Source organism: Cereibacter ovatus, from assembly GCF_900207575.1.
GTDB classification, from domain to species: Bacteria; Pseudomonadota; Alphaproteobacteria; order Rhodobacterales; family Rhodobacteraceae; genus Cereibacter_A; species Cereibacter_A ovatus.
Genome location: NZ_OAOQ01000007.1, coordinates 125,983 through 148,535, shown reverse-complemented (window position 1 = coordinate 148,535; position 22,553 = coordinate 125,983). Strand labels below are relative to the sequence as shown.

Annotated in this window: 21 protein-coding genes; 5 read left to right on the top strand and 16 right to left on the bottom strand. The window is 67.9% G+C overall.

Annotated features, from left to right (window positions below):
* Positions 1-146 precede the first annotated feature (146 nt).
* From CRO07_RS10075 to ubiA, 3 genes are read right to left on the bottom strand one after another with little or no spacing between them, the layout of a single operon-like run.
* Positions 147-470, bottom strand: coding sequence for a mediator of RNA polymerase II transcription subunit 21 (locus tag CRO07_RS10075; protein ID WP_097030562.1), 324 nt, complete (start codon positions 468-470; stop codon positions 147-149).
* Positions 471-477: 7 nt separating this feature from the next.
* The gene (locus tag CRO07_RS10070) at positions 478-2,394 is read right to left on the bottom strand and encodes an OmpA family protein (RefSeq protein ID WP_097030561.1); all 1,917 of its coding nucleotides are present in this window, start codon (positions 2,392-2,394) and stop codon (positions 478-480) included.
* Positions 2,395-2,453: 59 nt separating this feature from the next.
* On the bottom strand, positions 2,454-3,431 hold the full coding sequence (gene ubiA, locus CRO07_RS10065; RefSeq protein ID WP_097030560.1) for a 4-hydroxybenzoate octaprenyltransferase: 978 nt from the start codon (positions 3,429-3,431) through the stop codon (positions 2,454-2,456).
* A gap of 11 nt (positions 3,432-3,442) precedes the next feature.
* Between ubiA and CRO07_RS10060 the strand changes: the two genes are divergently transcribed.
* The 3 genes from CRO07_RS10060 to CRO07_RS10050 are packed head-to-tail and all read left to right on the top strand — an operon-like array spanning position 3,443 to position 6,198.
* Positions 3,443-4,216 carry a 16S rRNA (uracil(1498)-N(3))-methyltransferase gene (locus tag CRO07_RS10060; protein ID WP_097030559.1) on the top strand — a complete coding sequence of 258 codons (774 nt, stop codon included), beginning with the start codon at positions 3,443-3,445 and terminating at the stop codon, positions 4,214-4,216.
* Entirely contained in the window at positions 4,213-4,776 is a 564-nt protein-coding gene (locus CRO07_RS10055) for a hypothetical protein (RefSeq protein WP_097030558.1), read from the top strand. The genes CRO07_RS10060 and CRO07_RS10055 overlap by 4 nt, the downstream gene beginning before the upstream one ends.
* Before the next feature lie 57 nt (positions 4,777-4,833).
* Positions 4,834-6,198, top strand: a complete 1,365-nt coding sequence (locus CRO07_RS10050) for a glutamate--cysteine ligase (protein WP_097030557.1) — start codon at positions 4,834-4,836, stop codon at positions 6,196-6,198.
* A gap of 25 nt (positions 6,199-6,223) precedes the next feature.
* On the opposite strand, the gene plsY is transcribed toward CRO07_RS10050, so the two are convergent.
* Genes plsY through CRO07_RS10035 form a run of 3 tightly spaced genes read right to left on the bottom strand, consistent with a single transcriptional unit; the run spans position 6,224 to position 9,079 of the window.
* Positions 6,224-6,841, bottom strand: coding sequence for a glycerol-3-phosphate 1-O-acyltransferase PlsY (plsY, locus tag CRO07_RS10045; RefSeq protein WP_097030556.1), 618 nt, complete (start codon positions 6,839-6,841; stop codon positions 6,224-6,226).
* Between the two features lies 1 nt (position 6,842).
* A complete protein-coding gene (gene pyrC / locus CRO07_RS10040; RefSeq protein WP_097030555.1) occupies positions 6,843-8,120 on the bottom strand; it encodes a dihydroorotase in 1,278 nt (425 codons plus the stop codon).
* Complete coding sequence (locus tag CRO07_RS10035) at positions 8,117-9,079, bottom strand: aspartate carbamoyltransferase catalytic subunit (protein WP_097030554.1); 963 nt, start codon at positions 9,077-9,079, stop codon at positions 8,117-8,119. Before CRO07_RS10035 ends, pyrC begins: the two co-directional genes overlap by 4 nt.
* Before the next feature lie 115 nt (positions 9,080-9,194).
* Between CRO07_RS10035 and CRO07_RS10030 the strand changes: the two genes are divergently transcribed.
* Positions 9,195-9,971 carry a uracil-DNA glycosylase gene (locus CRO07_RS10030; protein ID WP_097030589.1) on the top strand — a complete coding sequence of 259 codons (777 nt, stop codon included), beginning with the start codon at positions 9,195-9,197 and terminating at the stop codon, positions 9,969-9,971.
* A gap of 145 nt (positions 9,972-10,116) precedes the next feature.
* Here CRO07_RS10030 and CRO07_RS10025 read toward each other — a convergent pair whose 3' ends face one another.
* Positions 10,117-10,917, bottom strand: a complete 801-nt coding sequence (locus tag CRO07_RS10025; protein ID WP_097030553.1) for a protein-disulfide reductase DsbD domain-containing protein — start codon at positions 10,915-10,917, stop codon at positions 10,117-10,119.
* A gap of 138 nt (positions 10,918-11,055) precedes the next feature.
* Here CRO07_RS10025 and CRO07_RS10020 point away from each other — a divergent pair, with 138 nt between their 5' ends.
* Positions 11,056-11,610, top strand: a complete 555-nt coding sequence (locus tag CRO07_RS10020) for a YqgE/AlgH family protein (protein ID WP_097030552.1) — start codon at positions 11,056-11,058, stop codon at positions 11,608-11,610.
* 185 nt (positions 11,611-11,795) lie between these two features.
* Here CRO07_RS10020 and CRO07_RS10015 read toward each other — a convergent pair whose 3' ends face one another.
* From CRO07_RS10015 to CRO07_RS09975, 9 genes are all read right to left on the bottom strand, one after another.
* Entirely contained in the window at positions 11,796-14,114 is a 2,319-nt protein-coding gene (locus CRO07_RS10015) for an aldehyde dehydrogenase family protein (RefSeq protein WP_097030551.1), read from the bottom strand.
* 4 nt (positions 14,115-14,118) lie between these two features.
* On the bottom strand, positions 14,119-15,108 hold the full coding sequence (deoC, locus tag CRO07_RS10010; protein WP_235840969.1) for a deoxyribose-phosphate aldolase: 990 nt from the start codon (positions 15,106-15,108) through the stop codon (positions 14,119-14,121).
* Between the two features lie 72 nt (positions 15,109-15,180).
* Positions 15,181-16,479 carry a sodium:proton antiporter NhaD gene (gene nhaD / locus CRO07_RS10005; RefSeq protein ID WP_097030550.1) on the bottom strand — a complete coding sequence of 433 codons (1,299 nt, stop codon included), beginning with the start codon at positions 16,477-16,479 and terminating at the stop codon, positions 15,181-15,183.
* Positions 16,480-16,603: 124 nt separating this feature from the next.
* Positions 16,604-16,990, bottom strand: coding sequence for a Na+/H+ antiporter subunit G (locus tag CRO07_RS10000; protein WP_097030549.1), 387 nt, complete (start codon positions 16,988-16,990; stop codon positions 16,604-16,606).
* Positions 16,991-16,995: 5 nt separating this feature from the next.
* Positions 16,996-17,265: a K+/H+ antiporter subunit F gene (locus tag CRO07_RS09995; RefSeq protein WP_097030548.1), complete on the bottom strand. Its 270-nt coding sequence runs from the start codon at positions 17,263-17,265 to the stop codon at positions 16,996-16,998.
* Positions 17,262-17,753, bottom strand: a complete 492-nt coding sequence (locus tag CRO07_RS09990) for a Na+/H+ antiporter subunit E (RefSeq protein WP_097030547.1) — start codon at positions 17,751-17,753, stop codon at positions 17,262-17,264. Before CRO07_RS09990 ends, CRO07_RS09995 begins: the two co-directional genes overlap by 4 nt.
* Positions 17,750-19,261: a monovalent cation/H+ antiporter subunit D gene (locus tag CRO07_RS09985; RefSeq protein WP_097030546.1), complete on the bottom strand. Its 1,512-nt coding sequence runs from the start codon at positions 19,259-19,261 to the stop codon at positions 17,750-17,752. Before CRO07_RS09985 ends, CRO07_RS09990 begins: the two co-directional genes overlap by 4 nt.
* Positions 19,258-19,599 carry a Na+/H+ antiporter subunit C gene (locus CRO07_RS09980; protein ID WP_097030545.1) on the bottom strand — a complete coding sequence of 114 codons (342 nt, stop codon included), beginning with the start codon at positions 19,597-19,599 and terminating at the stop codon, positions 19,258-19,260. The genes CRO07_RS09985 and CRO07_RS09980 overlap by 4 nt, the downstream gene beginning before the upstream one ends.
* Positions 19,599-22,448, bottom strand: coding sequence for a monovalent cation/H+ antiporter subunit A (locus CRO07_RS09975; protein ID WP_097030544.1), 2,850 nt, complete (start codon positions 22,446-22,448; stop codon positions 19,599-19,601). The genes CRO07_RS09980 and CRO07_RS09975 overlap by 1 nt, the downstream gene beginning before the upstream one ends.
* Positions 22,449-22,553: the final 105 nt, after the last annotated feature.

Sequence of the window (22,553 nt, the reverse complement as noted above, 5' to 3'; positions counted from 1 at the left end):
GGTGCAACCGTCCTTCCCGATCCCGAAGGGACACAGACCGCCCCGCCCGACGCAAGCCCCCCCCGCGGACCCTGCCTGTTCATTCTGGCAAAAATATCCTCGGGGGAGCGCCGAAGGCGCCGGGGGCAGACGGCCCCCGTCCGACCTCAGCCGCGAGTGATCCGCGCGATATGGGCGCGCAACTCCTCGGCCTCGGCCCGGGCCTCGCGCAGGCCCTCCATCGCCGCACGCAACTCGGCCTCGGTTTCGGCCAGCCGTGTGCCCAGTTCTTCCTCGCGGGTCTCGATATAGACCAGCGCCTGATCCCGCGCTTCCTCGGCCTCATGCAGATGCTGGGCCAGGCGGTCGACCTCGCTCATGTCGCCGCTGACGCGGGCGAAGCGGCTGACGATCCAGTGCGCGAACCAGCCCAGCCCGAAGGCCAGAAACAGGATGATCGCGGTGGCGATGATGAATTCGGTGCGGTTCATGTGCGTCTCAATCGGTTTCCGGGCGCCGCTTCGGCCGCCGCGTCATTTCCTTTGGCGCAAACGACGGCTCGTCCGCCGTTGGCTCGTCCGCCGACACAGCCGCGGTGGGGGGGGCATCCTCGGCCAGCAGGGTGAATTCGATCCGCCGGTTCGCCTCTCGGCCGGCTTCGTCGCGGTTGTCTGCGATCGGGCGCGCTTCGCCATAGCCTACGGCCTTCATCCGGCTGACATCCACCCGGCGGCCTTGCAGCGCCATCAGCACCGCCTCGGCGCGGGCCTGGCTTAACGCTCGATTGCCGCCTTCGCTGCCCTGGCTGTCGGTATGGCCCGCGATCTCGACCGGCAGGCCGGGGCAGTCGCGCAGCACTTCGGCCAGCCCGTCCATCGTGCCGCGTGCGGCTCCTTCGATCTCGGCCGAGCCGGGGGGGAAGGCGATCTTCTGCGCGTTCAGCACCCGGCCGATGCGGGTCATGCATTCCGCCGGCGTCGGCAGCGCGGCGGTCGGGTCCAGCTTTTCGTCATAGCGCACCGCGACCTTGAAGGTCTGGCCCTGTCCCAGCCTGGCCGACAACACCTGCGAGATCTTCCCGCTGGCCTGCTTCGATCCGGTGACCCCCGAGACCTCGACCGTATCGGCGCGCACCAGAAGCTGGCCCGACTGCAATTCGGCCAGCGCCTCCAGCCCGGCCAGCACCCGCGCCGGCCAGCCTTCGGGCAGATCCGGGTCCAGCCGCGCCGCGGTATGGACCTTTGCGGCGCCGAACTGTGCCCGCGCGAAACTGTCGACCGCGCGGCGTGTCAGGTCGTCGGTCAGCCGGCCGTTCATCTGCACCCGGCCTTCGTCTGACAGTGTGGCGGTGAACTCGGCCGGCCCCGCCACGGCATCGGCGGCCTTCGGCGGCAGTGTCGCGCGCAGGGAAAACACCCGCGGCAGCGCGGCCTCCAGCTCGCCCACGGCGCGGTCGAACGTCTGTTGCGGCGTGTCGGGGCTGCCTTCCAGCGTCACATCCGCATCCGAGAACGTCACCGATCCCGCGCCCAGTTCCGCCACCGCCGCCATCGCGGCCTCGACCGCCGCGGCCCAGCGGGGCGACGGCACGCCAAGGCCGATGGTGCAGGCGGTCTCGCCGGTCACGCCGGCCTTGGCACCCGCCGCAAGGATACGGTCGCGCGCCCGCGCCGTATCGGCCGAACAGGCGTCAAACCGCGCGCCTTCGGCATCCAGAACGAAGCGCAGCGTGAACGGCGTCAGCACCGGCCGCGGCGCCGAGATGTTCATCACCAGTTCCATCCCCTCGGGCGCCAGCCGCAGCAACTGCCCTTCCAGCTTCGCCTTTTCCTCGGCGCTGTCGGAAATCGCGGTGATCGACACCCGCCCCGCCCAGACCGAGATCTTCGATCGCGGCAGGATCTTCAGCGCCTGAAGCCCGTAATCCAGCGCCGCGTCCCAGCCCTCGGGGATGGGAAAGTCGGCGGTTTCCAGCATGTTGGCCACCTTCAGGCCCGCGGCAAGATCGCGGGCCGCCGCCGCCAGATCCTCGGCGCCCTCGGCCTTGGGCAGCAGGCCGATCAGCGACACGCCATCGTCGTTGCGCAGCATCTCGACCGAAAAGCGCGGGGCCTCGATCGCGCGCACGGGCGTCACGTCCAGCCCGTCGCGCACCCGCGACGCTTCGACCACGCTGCCGGCAAGGTTGATGGCGCGGAAGCGGGCGGCCTCGTTCGGGGCGGTGCCGGTCAGCCAGACCTGCAAGCCATCGGCGCTGACGGCGGCAAAGTCGATCCCTTCGGTCAGAAGTTTCGTGCGCACGGCCTGGGCCGATCGCGTTTCGATCACCCCGGCCGCCCAGGTGGCGCCCATGACCGCCAGCGCCGTGGCAACGGCAAAGACCGCGGGGGCGACAAGTCTGGGTGAAAGGCGCATGGGAATCTCCCGGCTGGGGCCGACGCCCCGTGATTAGGGCCTTGGCCCCGGCCGGGCAATCAGACGAGTGCGGCGACGGCGAGAAACAGCGCAGGGATCAGCCCCGCGTCCCGATTCGACCGGAACAGCGCAAGGCAGCGCGCGCTGTCGGCGGTATCCAGCCGGGCAAGCTGCCATGTCATATGCGCGCCAAACCCCCAGACGCCGGCCAGCGCGATCAGCAGTTGCAGCAGCCCCCCCCCGGGCAGCAGTGCCAGCAGCACCGCCAGCGTCATCAACAGCGTCGCCGCCACCATGAAGGCCATCAGCCAGCGCCCGGTATGTTCGCCAAACAGCCGCGCCGTCGACCGGACGCCGATCAGCGCGTCGTCCTCTTTGTCCTGATGGGCGTAGATCGTGTCGTAAAACAGGGTCCAGGCGATCCCCGAGGCATAAAGCGCCACCGCCGCCCATGGCACGGTGCCGCTGTGTGCGGCCCATGCCAGCAGCGCGCCCCAGTTGAAGGCCAGACCCAGAAAGGCCTGCGGCCACCAGGTGAACCGCTTGGCGAACGGATAGATGCCCACCAGCGCCAGCGAGGCGACCCCCAGCGCGATGGCTGTGCCGTTGAAGCTGAACAGGATCAGCGACGCCACCAGCGCCTGCACCACCATCCAGACCGCCGCCATCTTCGCCGTCACCTGCCCCGACGGGATCGGCCGCGACCGCGTGCGCGCCACCGCCCCGTCGAAATCGCGGTCGGTGATGTCGTTCCAGGTGCAGCCCGCGCCACGCATCAGGAAGGCGCCGATGGTGCAGCCCACGATCAGCCACAGGTCCAGCGGGCGATAGCCCTGCGGATCGGTCGCCGCGGCCAGCGCCACCGCCCAGAAGCAGGGGATCAGCAAAAGCCACGTCCCGATCGGCCGGTCGGCGCGCGACAGCCGCAGGAACGGGCGGCTGAAGGCGGGGGCCATCGTATCGACCCAGTTTCCGGGGGGGGCATCGGCCACCGTTCCCGCGCCCGGGGCCTCTGGCGCTTGGCTGTGCTGCTGCATAAGGTGCCCCCATGTCGGATGCGAAAATCAGGCTTTATGTAGATCAGCCCCTTGCCGGGGGGCAACCCGTTCCTCTGACGCAGGATCAGGCGCATTACCTGTTCGGGGTGATGCGGCTGGCCCGCGGTGCCCCGGTCTTGCTGTTCAACGGCCGCGATGGCGAATGGCGCGCCGAAGTGACGGATGTGGGCAAGCGCGGCGGCAGCCTTGTCTGCGTGGCGCAAAGCGCGCCGCTGATGATGCCGCCCGACCTGTGGCTGATGTTTGCCCCGATCAAGAAGGCGCGCACCGACTTCATCGTGGAAAAGGCGGCCGAGATGGGCGCCGCGCGTATCCTGCCGGTGCAGACCCGCTTCACCAATTCCGAACGCATCCGGCAGGACCGGCTTCAGGCCCATGCGGTCGAGGCCGCGGAACAATGCGGCGGCACTTTCGTGCCCGAAGTGGCCGATCTGGAGCCGCTGGATCGGCTGCTGGACGGCTGGCCCGCCGACAGGCGGATCATGTGGTGCGACGAAAGCCTTGTCGGCGCCCGGGCAGGGTTGCTGGCGGCGGCGGGTGCAGGCCCGGCCCGCGGCTTTGAAGACGCGCCGGGGGCGGCAGATCCGGGGCCATGGGCGATCCTGATCGGCCCCGAGGGCGGCTTTTCCGACGCCGAACAGGCCCGCCTGCGTCGGATGGCGCAAGTTGTCCCGGTCAGCCTGGGTCCGCGCATCCTGCGCGCCGATACCGCGGCGGTCGCGGCGCTGGCGCTGTGGCAATCGGTGCTTGGGGACTGGGTATGACCTTTCTGCGCCCCGAAGCGCGGGCCACGCTGACCCGCTGGCGCGAGCCTGCGGCCGCGGCGGGCGCGCTGGCGGCGGGGCTGTGGCTGGCCTCGCTGGGTGGTTGGCTGATGGTGCCGCTGGGGGCGGTGGTGGTGCTGGCGGCGGCGGGCTGGGGGCTGGTCGCGCTGCGCCGGATGCGCTTTGTCGGCCCGGCCTCGGCGCCCGGCGTGGTCGAGGTCGACGAGGGGCAGGTGGGCTATCTTGGCCCCGGCTCTGGCGGCTTCGTGGCCCTGGCCGACACCGACGAGCTTCGCCTTCTGACCCTGCACGGCCAGCGTCTGTGGCGGCTTGGCCAAAGCGACGGGCAGGTGTTGCTGATCCCCGTTGGCGCCCGCGGGGCCGAGCGGCTGTTCGATGCCTTTGCCACCCTGCCGGGGATCGAGATCACGGCGCTTCTGGCCGCGCTTGACGCGCCACCGGCGCCGGCCTTTGGCGGCAATGTCATCAGTCTTTCGTCGGAAAGGCCGGGGACCGGCCGGTTGATCTGGCGCCGTCCGGCCCGCGCGGTCTTGACTTGACGGCTTCGACGCGACACGTCTTGCGTCCCGAACCCGAAACGTGACCGGAGCGTCCTGATGTCCATTCCCCAGTCCGGCGGCGGTCCGATCGAGAATTTCGACGAACTGGCAGCCTATATGGAATCCGGCTGCAAGCCGGCCGCAGACTGGCGCATCGGCACCGAACATGAGAAGTTCGGCTATGTCGCGGCCAGCCTTGATCCCTTGCCCTACGACGGCGCCTGTTCGGTGCGCGCCATTCTGGAAGGGTTGCGCGACCGCTTTGGCTGGACCCCGGTTCTGGAACAGGGCGCGATCATCGGCCTGACCCGCGACGGCGCCAATGTCTCGCTGGAACCCGGCGGGCAGCTGGAACTGTCGGGGGCGCCGCTGGCCACGATCCACGACACCCGGGCCGAGTTGGAAACCCACCTGCGCGAGGTCGCCGCGATTGCCGCGCCGATGGGGGCAAAATTCCTTGGCGTCGGTGCCGCACCGATCTGGACGCATGACCAGATGCCGGTGATGCCCAAGGGGCGGTATCGGCTGATGACCGACTATATGGGGCGCGTTGGCACCCACGGCACCCAGATGATGTATCGCACCTGCACGGTTCAGGTGAATCTGGATTACGCCTCGGAAGCCGACATGGTGAAGAAGCTGCGCGTGGCGCTGGCGCTTCAGCCGGTGGCGACGGCGCTGTTTGCCTCGTCCCCGTTCTTTGAAGGGCGGGTGAACGGGCACAAAAGCTGGCGCTCGCGGATCTGGCGCAGTCTGGATGCCTCGCGCACCGGGATGCTGCCCTTCGTGTTTCAGGATGGCATGGGCTTTCAGCGGTATGTCGACTGGGTGCTGGATGTGCCGATGTATTTCGTCTACCGCGACGGCCATTACATCGATGCTTTGGGCCAGTCGTTCCGCGATTTCCTGAAGGGCGAGTTGCCCGCGCTGCCCGGTGAAAAGCCCACCCTGTCGGATTGGGCCGACCACATGACCACGGTCTTCCCCGAGGCGCGGGTGAAGAAATATATCGAAATGAGGGGCTGCGATGCCGGCCCGCTGTCGCATCTGGTGGCGATGCCGGGGCTGTGGGTCGGGCTGATGTATGACGCCGCCGCGCTGGATGCCGCATGGGATCTGGCGAAAGGCTGGGACGCCCAAACGCGCGAGGCGCTGCGCGTGGCGGCCTCGGTCGACGGGCTTCAGGCCGAGGTCGACGGCATCCGCATGGTCGATCTCGCGCGTGAGGTGGTGGCCATCGCGCAGGCGGGCCTGCGGGCCCGCGGCCAGTCGGGCTATGGCATGGCCGACGAATCCGGCCATCTGGACATTCTGGCCGAAAGCGCCGCATCCGGCCGCGGGATCGCCGACGATCTCTTGGACCGCTTCCATGGCGCGTGGGATGGCGACCTGCGCCGGATCTATGCCGAGATGAGCTACTGATCCGGCGCGTCAACCCGTTCCCGGATCAGGATTTCGCCTTGCCGGCGCCGATCTTCGGTTCGGTGCCGGCCACGATGCGCTGAATGTTGGCGCTGTGGCGATAGAAGATTGCCAGCGTCAGCAACCCGCCCAGCAGCGCCATCTGCCCCTGACCCAACACCACCATCCACAGCACGGCACTTGCCGCGGCCACCAGCGCCGACAGCGACGAGATCCGGCTGACCGCGGCGGTCGCAAGCCATGTCAGGCAGCAGGCGATCCCCACCGGCCATGCCAGCGCCAGCAGCGTGCCAAGGAAGGTCGCGACCCCCTTGCCGCCCTTGAACCCCAGCCAGACCGGAAACAGATGGCCCAGAAACGAGGTCAGCGCCGCCAGTTGCGCCGCATCCTCGCCCACGGTGAAGCGGGCGATCAGCACCGCGATGGCACCCTTGCCCGAATCAAGCAGCAGCGTCGCCAGCGCCGCCGGCTTGTTGCCGGTGCGCAGCACGTTCGTCGCGCCGATGTTGCCCGATCCGATCTGGCGCAGGTCGCCAAGGCCGAACGCCCGGGTGATGACGATGCCGAACGGGATCGAGCCCAGCAGATAGCCAAGCGCCCCCGTCAGGATCAGCGCCAGAAGGCCGCTTTCGATCATCGGCATCTTACTCTCCTACCGCGTAAACCTGTTTGCCGCCGACAAAGGTGGCCAGAACCCGGCCCTCCATCCGCTGGCCGTCAAAGGGGGTATTCTTCGATTTCGACCGCAGCGTGAAGCGATCCAGCACAAAGGGCGCATCGGCGTCAAACAGCACCAGATCCGCCGGTGCGCCTTCGGCCAGCCGGCCCTGCGGCAGGCCCAGCCGCTTTGCAGGGTTCAGCGCCATGGCGCGGAACAGCTGCGGCAGGGTCAGAAGGCCGGCATGATACAGGCGCATCGCGGCCGGCAGCAGCGTCTCCAGCCCCACCGCGCCCCATGCGGCTTCCTCGAACGGCAGGCGCTTCGATTCCTCGTCCTGCGGCGTGTGCATGGACGAGATGATGTCGATCAGGCCCGCGCCCACCGCCTCGACCATGGCCAGCCGGTCGTCTTCCGACCGCAGCGGCGGCTTCAGCTTGAAGAAGGTGCGGTAGTCGCCGACGTCAAATTCGTTCAGCGTCAGATGGTGGATGCCCACCCCCGCCGTCACATCCAGCCCCGCGGCCTTGGCGCGCTCCAGCGCGGGCAGGCTGCGGGCGGTGGTGATCTGGTCGGCGTGGTAGCGCACGCCCGACATCTCGACCAAGGCCAGATCGCGGTCCAGCCCCATGCGTTCGGCCATCGGGTGCACGGCGGGGATACCGCGCAGGCTGGCGAACTTGCCGTTGGTGGCGGCGGCGCCGGCCGACAGGCCCGGTTCCTGCGGATGGCCGATCACCAGCGCGCCAAGACTGCGGGCATAGGTCATGCAGCGCGCGGCGACCTTGGTCGTTTCGATCACATGATCGCAATCGGTGAAGGCCACGGCGCCGGCATCCAGCAGAAAGCCCACCTCGACCATCTCGCGGCCTTCGCGGCCGCGGGTCAGTGCGGCCATGTGGCGGATGCGGACGGGCGACGCCTCGGCCGCGCGGCGGGTGACGAATTCCAGAACCTCGGGCGTGTCGATGGCCGGCAGTGTGTCGGGGCGGGCGACGATGGTGGTGACGCCCCCGGCCGCGGCGGCCAGACCGGCCGAGCGAAAGCTTTCGCGGTGACGCTCGCCCGGCTCGCCCACTTTCACGCCGATATCGACGATGCCCGGCGCCAGCCATTTGCCCTGACAGTCGATCACTGTCACCCCCTCGGGGGCCTCCAGCGCGCCAATGGCCGCGATCACGCCGTTTTCGATCAGCAGATCGCCTTCGGTTTCGGTTCCGGCTTCGGGGTCGATCAGCCGGGCGTTCTGAAGCAGCAGGCTCATGCCATCACCCCCAGCGCGGCACGGCCGCGTTCGGCGCGCAGGTTCCGCGCCAGAAGATCCATACAGGCCATGCGGACGGCCACCCCCATCTCGACCTGATGCTGGATCACCGATCTGTTGATGTCATCGGCCAGCGTGCCGTCGATCTCGACCCCGCGGTTCATCGGGCCGGGGTGCATCACGATCGCATCGTCCCTTGCCACCGCCAGCTTTTCGGCGTCCAGCCCGTAGCGGTGGTAGTATTCGCGTTCCGACGGGATGAAGGCGCCGTCCATCCGTTCCTTCTGAAGCCGCAGCATCATCACCACATCGGCGCCTTCCAGCCCCTTGCGCATGTCGTCGAAAAGCTCGCAGCCGAACTCGGCCACGCCGGGCGGCATCAGGGTCGGCGGCGCGATCAGCCGCACCCGGTTTTCCATCTTGCCCAGCAGGATCAGGTTCGACCGCGCCACCCGGCTATGGGCGATGTCGCCGCAGATCGCGACCGTCAGGCGCTGGATGCGGCCCTTGGCGCGGCGGATCGTCAGCGCATCCAGCAACGCCTGCGTGGGATGTTCGTGCCGGCCGTCGCCCGCGTTCAGCACGGCGCAATTCACCTTGGACGCCAGCAGGTTGACCGCCCCCGAGGACGGATGCCGTACCACCAGCAGGTCGGGCTGCATCGCGTTCAGCGTCATCGCGGTATCGATCAGCGTCTCGCCCTTCTTGACCGAGCTTTGCGCCACCGACATGTTCATCACATCCGCGCCCAGCCGCTTTCCGGCCAGTTCGAAGCTGGATTGCGTGCGGGTCGAGTTCTCGAAGAACATGTTGATCTGGGTCATCCCCGCCAGCGCATCCGATTGTTTCATCGTGCGGCGGTTCAGGTCCACATAGCTGTCGGCCAGATCAAGGACGGATCGGATCTCGTCGGGTGCCAGATGCTCGATACCAAGAAGGTGGCGGGCGCGAAAGGTCATGGGCGTCTCCGTCGAGGGCTGCGCGCCTTATAGAAAGAGGCGTGCAGCGGGGCAAGGCGGTTGCCGGCGCGGGGGCCGCGGCCTAGGGTCTCTGCCTGAGTCGGGGATGGGGGGCATGGACGGGCTGGACTGGCATCAGGCACTGGCGGCGCTGGAATGGCAGGTCGAACTTGGCGTGACCGAGGCGATCGGCAATCGGCCGGTGAACCGCTACGACCAGCCCGATGCGGCGGGCGTGCCGCGGCCTGCCGCGGCCATGGCGCTGCCCGATCCGGCCCCGGTGGCAACGCCTGATCCGGTGGACGAGGCGCATCGGGCCGCCGCCGCCGCCGGCACGCTGGATGCCCTGCGCGAGGCGGTCGCCGCCTATCCCCATTGCGAGTTGAAGCGCGGCGCGCGGACCACGGTGTTCTGCGACGGCAACCCCCGGGCGCGGCTGATGCTGATCGGCGAGGCGCCGGGCCGGGATGAGGACGCCGCCGGCCGCCCCTTCGTCGGCCGCGCGGGGCAACTGCTGGACCGGATGTTCGCAGCCATCGGGATATCGCGCAGCAGCCCCGATGCCGAATCCGCGATCTATATCACCAACGTGATGCCGTGGCGGCCGCCGCAGAACCGCGAGCCTTCGGCGGATGAGGTGGCGATGATGCGGCCGTTTCTGGAACGCCATGTCGAGCTTGTGGCGCCCGATGTGATCGTGCTGATGGGCAATACCGCCTGTTTGGCGGTGCTGGGGCGGGGGGGGATCACCCGGCTGCGCGGGCACTGGGCCGAAGCCTGGGGCCGCCCGGTGCTGCCGATGTGCCACCCGGCCTATCTGCTGCGCCAGCCCGAACAGAAGCGCGAGGCCTGGGCCGATCTGTTGGCGCTGAAGGCGCGGCTGTCGCGCTGACCGGGTGGGCTTGCGTGAAAACTGCGGTAAGGGCCGGGCTGATGTCCTGCCACCGGCGGCTTGCCTTTCCCCGGCCCAGCCGGGGGGCGCGTCCCCGGGGGCATCGAGCCCCCGCGTCCGCGGCCGCAGCCGCGGCGGTTGCGCCTCAGGGGGCCGGGCAGCCCCGGATCTCGACCGCGCCACGATCCCCCAGAACGGTCAGCGTCATGGCCGACCGATCCAGCGCGAAGGGCGTGCCCGTCGGCCCGACCATCTCGCTGGTGGCGGTCAACCGCCCGCCTGCGCGCGAGGTGACCGGCTCTGACACCCAGACCGAGGGTTGGCCGGGCTCCATCACCACCACCTCTTGTGTGCCGCTTGCGGGCAGGTCCATCTCGGCGGTCAGCCGCAGCCCGTCCGGGATCGGTTCGACCCGGCAGGCGATCCGGCCCAGCCCGGCTTCGGGTCCGGTGGCGGGGCGCGCCTTCAGCGCGGCCTTGATCGCCCCGTCCGGCACGCCGCCTGCCGGCAGATCGGCCGCCAGATCCAGCGCCGCCGGCACGCAGATGTCGCGACACACGCCCAGTTCCACCGCCGCGCGCAGCCGGATCGGACGCGAGGGGTCGCGGGCCTCGACCTCGAACGGCAGCACCAGATCGCCGCGATAGCCGATAGTCTGCATCCCGTTCAGCGTGAACACATGCGGCGCCGGCCAGTGCAGCCGCACCGAAGCGACATTGTCAGACCCGCTCCAGTCGAATTCGGGCGGGATGCCGGCATCGCCGGGGCTGCGCCAGTAGGTTTTCCAGCCGGACGCCAGCCGCAGCCGCAGCCCCGCCATATGCGTGCCGCGGGCATCGCGCCAGCCGGGCAGAATCTCGGCCCGCAGGATATCGTCCTGCGTGGTCGCAACCACCGGCGAACCGGCCAGACAAAGGCAAACTGCAAGGGCAAGACGGATCGGCATGGCGGCACCCTTATCGAAGCGGGCCGCTTTGAAAAGTCACAATCCGGCGAACCCCGCCATCGCTTGCGCGGGTGTGGTCACTGATCCCCCTTGAGCCAAACCCGCCGGCACCCCATACTTGACCAAAGGGACATGCGCATGGATCTCTCTGGAAGCCTTCTCATCGCAATGCCGGGCATGGCCGACCCGCGGTTCGAGCGCAGCCTTGTGCTGATCTGCGCCCATTCGCCGGAAGGCGCGATGGGTCTTGTCATCAACAAACCTGTCAGCGACCTCAGCTTTGCCGGCATGCTGGACCAGCTGAAGATTCCGCGCTCTCCGAACGGCCGCGACATCCGCCTGCATCTTGGCGGCCCGATGGAGCGGGGCCGGGGATTCGTCCTGCACTCGCCCGATTACATGAGCGTGGGCGCCACCATGCTGGTTTCGGGCCGCTTCGGCATGACGGCCACCGTCGACATCCTGGAAGCTCTCGCCCGCGGGCAGGGGCCAAGCTCGGCGCTGATGGCGCTGGGCTATTCGGGCTGGGGCCCCGGCCAGCTTGAATCCGAACTGCAACGCAACGACTGGCTGACCGCCGAGGCGCCGGCCGATCTGGTGTTCTCGGACGACGATCAGGGCAAATGGACCAGCATGCTGCGCCATATGGGGATCGATCCGCTCAGCCTGTCCTCGGCCGCCGGGCACGCCTGAGCTTTCATTCCGACCCCGGAAAAGGGTGACGGCATGGGCACGGCTGCCATTTCATTCTGGCCCGGATATCCCGGGCGGGGTGATGAGCGTCAGCGAAGAACGCCCGTTCCACCGCGGCGGGCCTGGGGCAGAGCCCCCGGGCAACCGTGGCCTCGGTGGGGCTGCCCCCCTGTCATGCCCTTTAGTCAGACCCCCGCCGGCGCCCACACGGTCCGGATCTCGACCGCCTGCCGCAGAACCTCGGCGGGGCTGGCGTCCTCGCAGCCCGTGCCGATCCAGCTTCGCTTCAGGTTTTCGGCCGATGCCGCCTCGATCGCCGCCGACAGATCCGCCCCCGAGAAGCACCAGACGGCATCCACCCCCATATGGCCGGCCAGCGTCGGCGCCAGATCCCGATGCGCGCCGGTCACAAGGTTCACCACCCCCGCCGGCAGGTCCGAGGTTTCGATCACCTGACAGAAATCCGTCGCGGCCAGCGGGAACGGCTCTGACGGGACCAGAACACAGGTGTTGCCCATCGCGATCGCCGGCGCCATCAGCGACACAAGGCCCAGAAGCGGCGCCGCATCGGGGCACAGGATGCCCACCACCCCCATCGGCCCGGGCAGCGCCATCACCAGACCGTCGAACGGCGCGGGCTTCACGCGGCCTTCGACGCTGCCGGCCGATGCGGCGGCGTCGAACAGCCGGCAAATCGCGGCCTCGACCTCGGCCTCGCCGGGGGTGCCGGTCAGATCCCGCAGCCGGGCGGCGAACTCTTCCGCCCGGGCCGAGAGGTTCTCGGCCATGTAGTAAAGCACCTGCGCGCGATTGTAGCCCGAGGTCGCGGCCCAGCCGGTCGCGGCGCGGGCGGCCTCGACGGCGTTGCGGATGTCCTTGCGGTTGCCCAGTGGCGCGTGGCCCAGAAGCCGGCCCTGCGCCGACCAGACCGCGCGGCTACCGCCGCCATCGGGCCTGACCTGCTTGCCGCCGATGAACAGTTTGGCGGTGCGGTCGATGTCGGGCGCCTTTGGCCGCTCTGGCGCGGGCATCGGCGCAAGGCGCGGCGCGGGCGGCGGCACGGCCTTCGCGGGCTTCAGCCAGTCGCGGAACCCTTCCAGCCCGCCGTCGCGGCCAAAGCCGCTGTCGCGCAGGCCGCCAAAGCCCGCTGCCGCGTCGAACTGGTGGGTGGCATTGATCCAGACCACGCCGGCTTTCAGCTTGCGCGCCACAGCCAGCGCAAGGCTGCCATTCTCGGTCCAGACCGAGGCGGCAAGGCCATGGCGGCTGTTGTTGGCAAGCTCGACCGCTTCGGCCGGGGTGCGGAAGGTGGTTGCGACACCCACGGGGCCGGGGATCTCATCCTGCATCGACGCCGAAGCGGGCGAAAGGCCGGTGATCAGCATCGGCGCGCAGAAGCGGCCGTCGGCGAGGGGCGGGGCGGGGCGGAACAGTTCGGCCCCCGGCGTTGCGGCCACCAGATGCGCGATCCGGTCCAACTCTGGCCGGGCGGGCAGGGCGCCGATGTCGGTGCATTTGTCCAGCGGGTCGCCGATGCGCAACCGCTCGATCCGGCGCCGGAGCTTTGTGTGAAAGCGGTCGGCTAGCCCCTCTTGCACCAGAAGCCGCGCGCCGGCCTGACCGTGGTGGGTGAAGACCCCGTCAATCACCCCCTCGACAGCCGAATCGAGATCGGCATCCTCGAACACGATCACGACCGAAGCGCCGCCCAGCATCAGCGTCAGCGCCTTGCCACTGCCGGCCACGGCCTGCCGGATCTGTCGGCCGACCTTGGTCGAACCGGCAAAGGCCACCTTGGCCACGCCGGGATGCGCAACCAGCGCGGCCCCCGTCGCACCATCGCCCGTCACCACGTTCAGAACCCCGGGCGGCAGCCCGGCCTGCCGCGACAGATCGGCAAACAGCAGCGCGGTCAGCGGGGTCTGCCTGGACGGTTTCAGCACCACGGCATTGCCGGCCGCCAGTGCCGGCGCCACTTTCCACGCCAGCATCCGCAGCGGCGCATGCCACGGGATCACCGCGGCGCAAACGCCAAGCGGCACCAGCCCTGGAAACTCGGTCCCGGACAGTTGGGCAAGGCCCGCGTGATAGCTGAAATGCCGTGCGACCAGCGGCAGATCCGCATCGTGGCTGTCGCGAAGGGGCTTGCCGGTCTCAAGCGTCTGAAGCAGCGCCAAAAGGCGGCTGTGCTTCTGCACCAGCCGGGCCAGCGCATACAGCACGCGGGCGCGGTCGTGGCCCGATCGCTGCGCCCATTCCGTCTGGGCGTGGCGGGCCGATGTCACCGCCGCGTCGACATCGGCGGCGGTGCCTTGCGCGACATGGGCCAGCACCGCCCCCGTGGCCGGGTTCGCGATGGCAAAGGCGGTGTCGGGCGTGCCGAAGGCGCCGTCGATCCAATGCCCGAGGCGGCCGCCATGGGATTCGATCCAGGCCAGCGCCTCGGCGGGGCTGTCGGGGGCGGGGCCATAGCTCATGGCGGTAAACAGGTCGCGGACGGACATGGCATCACCCCAGCGGATGGCGGTTGGCGGCGCTGTAGCAGCCGGTCACATGGTGATCGAGCTGCCGTTCGATATCGCCCAGCAGCGACGAGGCACCGAAGCGGAACAGATCGGGCTGAAGCCACGGGTGGCCCAGTTCCTCTTTCATCATCGCCAGATAGACCAGCGCCTCTTTTGCCTTCGAGATCCCGCCCGCCGGTTTGAATCCGATGCGGAAGCCGGTCCGGTCCTGATAGTCGCGGATCGCGCGGATCATGGTCAGCGACACCGGCAGCGTGGCATTCACCGGCTCTTTCCCGGTCGAGGTCTTGATGAAATCGGCGCCGGCCATCATGCAGACAAGGCTGGCGCGGGCGACGTTGCGCAGCGATCCCAACTCGCCCGTGGCAAGGATCGCCTTGACATGGGCGGAACCCGCCGCCTGCCGCATCTGGCACATCTCGTCGTAAAGTGCCTGCCAGTCGCCGGTCAGCACATGCCGGCGCGAGATCACGATGTCGATCTCGGACGCGCCGGCCGCCACGCTTTCACCGATCTCGGCCAGCCGCAGCCGGTAGGGCGACAGCCCCGCGGGAAAGCCGGTCGAGACTGCCGCCACCGGGATGCCGGAACCGTCGAGCGCCCTGACCGCGGTTTCCACCATCTCGTGATAGACGCAGACGGCGCCGGTGGTCAGCCCCTCCATTCCCAGCGCGGCCAGCAGGTCGGGGCGCACCGGCTGGCGGGCCTTGGCGCAGAGGCGCCGGACGCGGCCCGGGGTGTCGTCGCCGGAAAGGGCGGTCAGGTCGATCAGGCTGATGGCCTTGCACAGCCATGCCGCCTGATGGTCCTTCTTGACCCCGCGCGTCGCCGGCAGGCTGGCCGCGCGGCGGGCGATGGCCGGCGCGTTGGCCTGTGCCTGTGCCACCCATTCCAGATCCAGCGCCATCCCCGGATTGCGCGGATGGGCCAGTTGCGGAAGCTGCGCCGCGGCGCGGGTCAGGTCTGTGGTCACAAGGGGCCTCCGGTCCGGTTGCGCCGCAGGGTGGCACGGGGCCCGCCTGCGGCGCAAGGGATCGGGCGGGCGTCAGAAGTGGTTGGCGTTCAGCACCAGATGCACGCCAATCGAGGCGACATAGCCAAGGGCGATGGCCCATGTCCATTTCAGGTGGCCAAAGAAGGTGTAGGCGCCTTTCGCCTGCCCCATCAGCGCCACCCCCGCCGCCGAGCCGATCGACAGCATCGAACCGCCGACGCCGCAGGTCAGGGTGATCAGCAGCCATTGGCCGTGGGACATCTGCGGGTCCATGGTCAGAACCGCGAACATCAGCGGGATGTTGTCCACGATGGCCGACAGCGCCCCGATGATGATGTTGGCATAGGTCGGACCAAGGTCAGTATACAGCAGCTGCGAGGCCAGCGTCAGATAGCCCAGAACCCCAAGGCCGCCCACCGCGAAGATGATGCCGAAGAAGAACAGCAGCGTGTCCCATTCCACCCGCTGGATCTGGTGAAAGCTGTCCAGAACCATGTCGTCATGCTGACGCCGGGTTCCGTCGCGCTTGAGGTGGTAGGACCACAGTTGCAGATAGCCCAGACCCAGCATCATGCCCAACGCGGGCGGCAGGTGCAGGAAGTTCTTGAAACAGACCGCTGTCACGATGGTCAGGCCGAACAGCACCGCCACCCCCAGCGCGCCGGGCTTGGCGCGCACATGTTCTTCCTTGGGCGCGGGTGTGCCATGCGGCACTGCGAAATACATGAACGCGGCCGGCACCAGCCAGTTCACCAGCGAGGGGAAGAAGATCGCGAAGAATTCGAAGAACTCCATCTTGCCCTTCTGCCAGACCATCAGCGTGGTGATGTCGCCGAACGGGGTGAAGGCCCCGCCCGCATTGGCCGCCACCACGATCGAGATGCAGCCGATGGTGACAAAGCGCGGCGAATGGCTGCCCAGCGCCACCACCACCGTGCCCATCACCAGCGCGGTGGTCAGGTTGTCAAGAACGCCCGACAGGAAGAAGGCCAGAACCCCGGTCAGCAGGAACAGGCTGCGATAGCTTAGGCCAAGGCTGACCAGTTTCGCGCGCAACACCTCGAAGCCGCGGCGTTCTTCCAGCGTGTTCACATAGGTGATCGCCACCAGCAGGAACAGGAACAGCTCGCCATATTCCTCGATGATATGGGACGAGAGTTCATAGGTTTCCTCGCTGTGGCCCGCCAGCGCATAGGCGATGCCGATCAGCATCCAGATCAGGCCCGCCGCCATCATGACGGGCTTGGATTTCCGCATATGGGTGGTTTCCTCGAACACGACGAGGACATAGGCCACCACGAAAATGACGAGGGACAAAATCCCCGCCCAGTGAGACGTCAGATCAAGCATGAAGGGGCGCCTTTCGCGACACGCAAGCATGGTTCCAGAACCATGCGCAGAGGCATCGGTCAAGCGAAGCTGTCACCTGCCTGTGACCTACATGCGTAAGAACGTGCAAACGGGGCGCTGTCGCCTAGTCCTTCGGCAGTTCGGGGGTGGGGCCATTGGCGGTCTGATCGAACGTCGCCCAGTCGCGGCCGGTCCCGGTTGGCGGCAGCAAGTCGCGCGGGACGGTCTGGTGCAGGTGGATCTTGGCCAGAAACAACGCGGTGATCGGCGCGGTGATGAACAGAAAGACCGCGACCAGCAGCTCTTGCCACGTCAGTTCGGAACGGTAGAGATAAAGGTCGATCACCGAGGCGATCAGGGCCGCCCCCACACCCACCGTCGTGGCCTTGGTCGGCGCGTGCAGCCGCTGCATCGCATCCGTCAGCCGAAGGAGGCCAAAGCTGCCGATCAGGCCGAAGGTGCCGGCGATGACCAGAAGCGCGGTGACAACGATTTCGAAAGCCGGTTCCATGGGGATCACTCGATGATGTTGCCGCGCAGAAGGAACTTGGCATAGGCCACGGTCGAGACAAAGCCGGTCATGGCGAACAGCAGCGCCGCCTCGAAGTTCAGCGGTCCCCCCTGACGGATGCCATAAAGCACGATCAGCGCGATCATGTTGATCACCATCGTGTCCAGCGCCAGAATCCGGTCGGCGATGGTGGGCCCGCGCAGTACCCGCCACAGATTGCAGGCCAGCGCGATGCCGAAGCAGCCAAGCGCATAGGTCAGGGCATATCCGATCATGCGAAGATCCTTTTCAGCCGGGCCTCGTATCGGGTCTTGATCTCGTCGCGCACGGCGTCGGGGTCGGGGGCGTGCAGGCAGTGGATCAGCAGAACCCGCCCGCAGCCCGACATGTCCGCCACCAGCGTGCCGGGCGTCAGGGTGATGGTCCCCGACAGCATGGCCACCGCCTCGGGCGAGGTCAGCTCGATCGGGACCGTGATCCAGGCCGAACGAATCCGGTCCTTGCGGTAGAACAGGATGATCTGCGCCACCGCGATGTTGGCCCGCACGATGTCGCCGATCACCAGCAGGATATAGGCCGCCAGCCGCACGGGGCTTTTCAGCCGGGTCTGCTTTGGCCAGTAAGAGGCGGTCAGCAACGGCACAAGCGTCGCAAGGATCGCGGCAAAGACCAGGCTTCCCAGCGCGACCTTGTTGACCAGCAGCATCCAGGTCACGACCAGCGTCAGGCTAAGCCACGGGTGGGGAAACAGCCGGCGGATCATGGCTGGCTCTCTGGCAGGATGTTGGCACGGATATAGGGCGCGCGGTCATGCAGTTCGGCCGCGATGTCGCGCAGATGGGCGCTGACCGGCCCACCGGCCAGCGTCAGCGCCACCAGCGCCGCCAGCAGCCCGCCCACCGCGACGAAAGCCAGCGGGCTGGGCGCGATGGGGTCGGGTTCGGTCAGGGTTTCGTGCGATCTCCAGAACAGCAGGCTGCCGGCGCGGGAAAAGCCAAGGATCATCACCAGCGAACTGCCCAGAATGACGGCCCAGACCCAGACCATCGACGGCCCGCGGAAAGCGTCAAGGATCTGAAGCTTGCCCACAAAGCCCGACAGCGGCGGCATCCCCGCCAGTGCGATGGCGCCGGCAAAGAACAGCGACGCGATCAGCCCCTCTTGTGCGATGGGGGGGCGGCGGGCGGCCAGCCCGTCCCCGCCGCGCCGCGCCTGCACCAGATCGGCGATCAGGAACAGCACCGCCGTGGCCAGCGTGGAATGCAGCAGATAGTAAAGCGCCGCCGCCGTGGCATCGGGCCGAAAGCCCGAGATCGCCACAAACAGCGTCCCCATCGAGGCGATGGCGGCAAAGGCCACCATCCGCCCAAGGCTGGCCGCCCCCAGCACCCCCACCGCGCCCAGCACCAGCGTCACCAGCGCCGCCGGCAACAGCAGGTCGGAATAAAGGCCGCCCGTGGCCGGCGTGTCGGTGGGAAACACCAGACCGAACACCCGGATCACCGCATAGGCGCCGACCTTGGTCATCACCGCAAACAGCGCCGCCACCGGCCCCGGCGCCGCGGCATAGGTGCCCGGCAACCAGAACTGGAACGGCACCAGCGCGCCCTTGATGGCAAAGACCGCCAGCAGGATCACGCCCGCCACCCGGACAAGGGCCGCCTCGCTTTCGGGCAGCGTTGCGACCTTCACCCCAAGATCGGCCATGTTCAGCGTGCCCGTCACGCCATAGATCGTGGCCAGCCCGAACAGGAACAGCGTCGAGCCGAGCAGGTTGAACGCGACATACTGCACCCCCGCGCGCAGTCTTGTGCGGCCGCCGCCGTGGATCATCAGGCCATAGCTGGCGATCAGCAGCACCTCGAAGAACACGAACAGGTTGAAGGCATCGCCGGTCAGGAATGCCCCGCAAAGACCCATCAACTGGAACTGGAACAGCGGGTGGAAATGATGGCCCCGCCGGTCCCAGCCGGTGCCGATGACGTAAAGCAACACCATCAGCGCCAGAAACGCCGTCAGCGCCACCATCAGCGCGGCCAGCCGGTCAAGCACCAGCACGATGCCGAACGGCGCGGGCCAGTTGCCCAGCCGGTAAACCTCGGGCGGGGTGTCGGCGGACATGGCCAGCAGCCCCCCCGCCACCGCGCACAGCAGAACGGTTCCCGCGACCGAGACCACCCGCTGCAATGGCAGGTCATGCCGCATCCACAGCACCATCAGCGGCGCAAGGATGGCAGGCAGGACGATCGGGGCAACGAGCCAGTGGTTCATCGCGCGCCCTCGTCGTCATCGTCGGTATCGATCCGGTCCGATCCGGTTTCCAGAAACGCACCCAGCGCCAGCATGACGATCACCGCCGTCATCCCGAACGAGATCACGATGGCGGTCAGCACCAGCGCCTGCGTCAGCGGGTCGGTATATCCCTCGGCCTGAGTGCTGAGAACCGGGGGCAGCGCCACCGCCAGCCGGCCACTGGCGAAGATGAAGATGTTCACCGCATAGGACAGCAGCGCCAGCCCCACGATGACCGGAAAGGTCCGCAGCCGCAGGATCAGATAGGTGCCCGCCGCGGTCAGGATGCCGACGGCACTTGCCATAAGAACCTCCATCAGCGGTCTCCGTATCCGTCGCCGGGCAGGTCCACGTCATAAGGCGTGGCCGAGACCCTCTCGCCCGCGCGGACGGCAATGCGCGAGATCGAGGCAAGCGCCAGCATCACCGCGCCCAGCACGGTCAGGAACACGCCGATGTCAAAGACCATCGCGGTTGCCAGCTCGAACTTTTCCAGAGGCGGAAGGGTGACATAGCCATAGGCCGAGGTCAGGAATGGCCGTCCCGCGAACCACGACCCCACCCCGGCCGCGGCGGCGATCAGCACCCCCACCGCGATCAGCGCGTGATATTCCACCCGCTTGCGCGCCGAGGTCCAGCCAAACCCCGAGGCCATGTATTGCATCAGCGCGGCAACGGCGACGACAAGGCCGGCGATGAAGCCGCCACCGGGCAGGTTGTGGCCGCGCAGGAAGATGTAGATGCCCACCATCAGCGCGATCGGCAGCACCATCCGGGTCGCCACCACGAACATCAGCGGGTGGCGGTCGCCGGCCTGCCTGTGCCGCTGCGACCAGCCCAGCAGGCGGTCGTTGGCGGGGCCTGCGCGCAGGACGGTTTCGGTCAGGGCAAAGATCACCAGCGCGGCGATGCCCAGAACGGTGATCTCGCCGAAAGTGTCGAAGCCGCGGAAGTCCACAAGGATCACATTGACCACATTGGTTCCGCCGCCGCCGGTCTTGGCATTGGCCAGATGATAATCCGCGATGCTGGGGAAAGCCGCGTTGCGCGTCATCAGCAGGTAGATCAGCCCGCCCGACCCCAGCCCGGCCGCGCAGGCGATGGCGCCGTCGCGCAGGCGGCGCGCAAGGCCGGTCTCGGCCGGGGTGCGCTTGGGCAGGAAGTTCAGCGCCAGCAGCAACAGGATCACGGTCGCGACCTCGACCAGGATCTGCGTCAGCGCAAGGTCGGGCGCCGAGAGATAGGCAAACCCCATCGACACGATCAGGCCCACCACCCCCACAAACACAAGGCTGAGGAAGCGGTCGTGGTGGCGCAGCACCAAGGCCACGGTGGCCGCGATCAGCAGGAACCACCCCACCACCGGCACCAGATCGACCGGGGTCGGCGCGCGGGTTCCGCCCTGATGGCTGCCGGTCAGGAAGGCCGCAGCCCCGGCGGTCACCACGGCAACGGTGGCAATGGCGAAATAGCGGCTCAGCGCCCCGTCATGCAGCCCCTGCGTCACGCCGCGCGCGGCGGTGGCAAGGGGCTCAAGAACCCCGTCGAACAGCCGTTTCGCCTCGGGGCGGGGGGTGGCCAGCCATGCGCGCATCAGCGGGCGGTGGGCGGAAAGCAGGATCAGCCCGCCGCCGATGGCCGCAACCGACATCCACAGCGCCGGCGTCAGCCCGTGCCAGTGCGAGATATGGGCATGGACCAGCCCGCCGGTCGTGGCGCCTGCGGCGGCATCGACCAGCCAGCCTGCCACCGGCATCGGCGCCAGCCCGATGGCCACCAACAGCAGCACCAGAACCGCCGGCGCGGCCCACATGCCGAAGGGCGGATCGTGCGGCTTTGACGGATAGTCCTTGCGCACCGGGCCAAGAAAGCCATGCGCGATGAAACGGAGGCTGTAGGCGACCGAGAACAGCGCCCCCAGCGTCGCAAAGGCCGGCATCAGCCAGACCTGCCCGGCCCATGCGGTATGCGCGACCTCTTCCAGCATCATCTCTTTCGAAAGGAAGCCGTTGAGCGGCGGAACCCCGGCCATCGACAGAGCGGCGATGGTCGACAGCGCGAAGGTCACCGGCATCAGCCTCCGCAACCCGCCCAGCCGTTTCAGGTCGCGGGTATGGGTTTCGTGATCGACGATGCCCGCGCACATGAACAGCGCAGCCTTGAACGTGGCATGGTTGATGATGTGAAAGATCGCGGCAATGGCAGCCGCCTTGGTGCCAAAGCCCAGCAGCATCGTCACCAGCCCCAGATGCGACACGGTCGAGAACGCCAGAAGCGCCTTCAGATCGTCCTTGAACAGCGCGATCTTGGCGGCGACGACCATCGTCACAAGGCCGGTGGTGGCGACCAGATAGAACCATTCCGGCGTGCCGGCCAGAACCGGCCACATGCGCGCCATCAGGAACAGCCCGGCCTTCACCATGGTCGCGGAATGCAGATAGGCTGAAACCGGCGTCGGCGCCGCCATCGCGTGCGGCAGCCAGAAATGGAACGGGAACTGCGCCGACTTGGTGAAGCAGCCCAGCAGGATCAACACCAGCGCCGGCAGATACCAGTCTGACGCCTGAATCGCCTCGCGCGATTGCAGGATCACGCTCAGGTCGTAGCTGCCGGCGATCTGGCCCAGGATCAGCATCCCCGCGATCATCGCAAGGCCACCCGTCCCGGTCACGGCCAAGGCCATCCGCGCGCCCTGACGCCCCTCGGGCAGGTGTTTCCAGTAGCCGATCAGCAGGAAGGACGACAGCGACGTCAACTCCCAGAATACCAGCAACAGCAGGATGTTGTCGGACAGCACGATCCCGACCATCGCGCCTTGGAACAGCAGAAGATATGTGTAGAACTGCCCCATCGGATCGCGCGACGACAGATAGAACCGCGCGTAAAGGATGATCAGCAGACCGATCCCCAGGATCAGACCCGCGAACAGCAGGCCCAGCCCGTCCAGAAAGAAATTGGCGTTCAGCCCCAGCGCGGGCATCCATTCGATCCGGGTGTGGATCACCTCGCCCGACAGGACGGCGGGGGCGTGCAGCCCCAGCATCAGCAACGCCAGTGCCGTCACCGTGCCGGTGGCCAGCGCGCAGGCATTGCGGCCGGATCGGATCAAAAGGCCGGGCAACAGGGCCCCAAGGAACGGAAGGGCGGCGATCAGCGCGAGAGACATGCCGCCCGGCTCTCCTTTCCTGATGTGCGTGGGGACGCGATCATGAAATTCTTTCAGGTTCGGGATAGGTTAGTCCCTAAATGTGGGCGTGCCCCTCATCTGTCA